At 46.1% G+C, this 2,694-nt stretch carries 2 protein-coding genes; both read right to left on the bottom strand.

Annotated elements, in window-relative coordinates; translation table 11 throughout:
- A partial coding sequence (locus IQQ51_RS27570; protein ID WP_416222620.1) for a phosphoribosylamine--glycine ligase occupies nt 1–440 on the bottom strand: 440 nt, incomplete at its 3' end.
- A 325-nt stretch (nt 441–765) separates the two neighbouring features.
- A complete protein-coding gene (gene purH / locus IQQ51_RS22595; protein ID WP_193842193.1) occupies nt 766–2,358 on the bottom strand; it encodes a bifunctional phosphoribosylaminoimidazolecarboxamide formyltransferase/IMP cyclohydrolase in 1,593 nt (530 codons plus the stop codon).
- Nucleotides 2,359–2,694 lie beyond the last annotated feature (336 nt).

Genomic DNA, 2,694 nt, shown 5'->3' on the forward strand with positions numbered 1-2,694 from the left:
TCAGCTTTTACTACGATTGGCGCGCCTTGCTCACGTACGTAAGCGATAGCTGGCTCAATCTCAGTGAAGTTTGCGTAGTAACCCGTTGGGATGTCATGACGAGCTAGGAAGTCTTTAGTGAATGCTTTCGAACCTTCAAGCTGTGCTGCCGCTTGAGTTGGACCAAAGATAGGAAGATCTACTTCGCGGAATGCGTCAACTACACCAATAACTAATGGCGCTTCAGGGCCAACGATAGTCAGTTCGATTTTTTTCTCTTGAGCAAACGCCACTAAACCAGCGATGTCTTCAACGCCGATGTTTACGTTCTCTAGTTTCGGCTCAAGGGCAGTACCTGCGTTACCTGGAGCGATGAATACTGTTTCAACGTTTGGGTTTTGTGCTGCTTTCCAACCTAGTGCGTGCTCACGGCCGCCGGCACCAATAATTAGTACATTCATGTTTTAAAATCCTTATAGCTGCTTCAGATCCTTTATTTCTGTGTCAAACATGCTCACTTATGGTCATAAGCTCCGCGTGTTTTCCTTGAACTAAAGTCTCTGACTTGCTCTACGTATTTCAAATATCGGAATATTTAAAAAACAAATTATAAGTTTTGCTCAAAGTAGTTGGTGCTTACGTCATTCAACTATTTGAGGTCTCTTTAAATCAGTGGGAGCGCTAACAAGGCGACAAGCGAGCTTATCCCTATGAGCATAGCCCGCTATGTGATTCGGGTAAGCGAGCGTAGTCAACGCAGTTACCGCCCCAATGATGACAAGAGAATTAGTGGCGGAAGTGACGCATGCCCGTAAAGATCATCGCCATGCCGTGTTCGTCTGCTGCTGCGATCACTTCGTCATCACGCATAGAGCCGCCCGGTTGGATAACACACTTGATGCCAGCTTCTGCTGCCGCGTCGATACCGTCACGGAATGGGAAGAATGCGTCAGATGCCATTACACAACCTTCAACCTGTAGACCTTCGTCTGCAGCTTTGATGCCTGCGATTTTCGCAGAGTAAACGCGGCTCATTTGGCCAGCGCCTACACCAATGGTCATATCGCCTTTCGAGTAAACGATAGCGTTAGATTTAACGTACTTCGCTACTTTCCAGCAGAATAGAGCATCTTTTAGCTCTTCAGCTGTAGGTTGGCGTTTAGAAACCACTTTAAGGTCATCTTCAGACACCATGCCTTGGTCGCGGTCTTGAACTAGCAAACCACCGTTAACGCGTTTCACGTCAAAGCCAGTTGTCTTCGTTGTCCACTCACCACACTCAAGTAGGCGAAGGTTTTTCTTAGCCGCTACGATTTCTACTGCTTCAGCAGAAACTGATGGTGCAATGATAACTTCAACGAATTGACGCTCAGTGATAGCCGTTGCTGTTGCAGCGTCTAGCTCACGGTTGAAAGCGATGATGCCGCCAAATGCAGACGTTGGGTCTGTTTTGAATGCACGGTCGTAAGCTTCTAGGATGTCTTCACCTAGTGCAACACCACATGGGTTAGCGTGCTTAACGATCACACATGCTGGCTGGTCGAACTCTTTCACACACTCAAGTGCAGCGTCAGTGTCTGCGATGTTGTTGTAAGAAAGGGCTTTGCCTTGAATTTGGCGAGCAGTAGAAACAGATGCTTCTTCAGGGTTCGCTTCAACGTAGAAAGCGGCTGCTTGGTGGCTGTTCTCACCGTAGCGCATGTCTTGCTTTTTCTCGAACTGTTGGTTGAACGTGCGAGGGAATTTCGACTCTTCGTCACCTTCTTTGTTCTCACCGTATGATGGAACCATAGTGCCGAAGTAGTTAGCGATCATGCCGTCGTAAGAAGCGGTGTGTTCGAATGCTGCGATAGCGAGGTCGAAGCGAGTCTCTAGCGTAAGAGATTGCTCGTTCGCGTCCATTTCAGCGACAACACGCTCGTAGTCGTATGCGTTAACAACGATCGTTACGTCTTTGTGGTTTTTCGCTGCAGAGCGAACCATTGTTGGACCGCCGATGTCGATGTTCTCAACAGCGTCAGCAAGGGTACAACCTTCTTTAGCAACGGTTTCTGCGAATGGGTATAGGTTTACAACAACCATATCGATAGGGTTGATACCGTGAGTTTCCATCACGTCATCATCTTGGCCACGACGGCCTAGAACACCACCATGAACTTTTGGGTGCAGAGTCTTAACACGGCCATCCATCATTTCTGGGAAACCAGTGTAGTCAGATACTTCTGTAACAGAGATGCCTTTTTCAGCAAGCAGGCGAGCAGTGCCACCGGTAGATAGGATATCTACACCACGGTTAGCAAGAGCTTGTGCAAATTCAACGATACCAGTTTTGTCTGATACGCTGATTAGAGCGCGGCGAATTGGACGAGCGTTATTCATGCTTCCATCTTCCTCAAATTCATGGGGTTAAAATAAAGATATTTGCCAAAAAAGAACTTGTTTCTATCTTCTTAGCGTGGATTATCTTAGATACCAGTAAGAGATAAAATATTGGCCAGTTTTGGTAAAGACCTTTTGGGTTAGTCTTATGATTAAGCTATAAGATAACCAACTCCAAATTTGATGGCGCAGATTCTAACTAATTTATTACAAAAAAGCTCGCGCAATCGTTTGGCATCTCAAAATTAATTATGAAAAGTGCCATTTCAGCCTGAAAAGTAACGATAAGGTTAATTGTGGAATGGACGAAACAGTAGGAAAAAACATGTTTCAGAT

Origin of the sequence: Vibrio sp. OPT18 (genome assembly GCF_015163615.1) — a bacterium.
GTDB lineage: Bacteria > Pseudomonadota > Gammaproteobacteria > Enterobacterales > Vibrionaceae > Vibrio > Vibrio coralliirubri.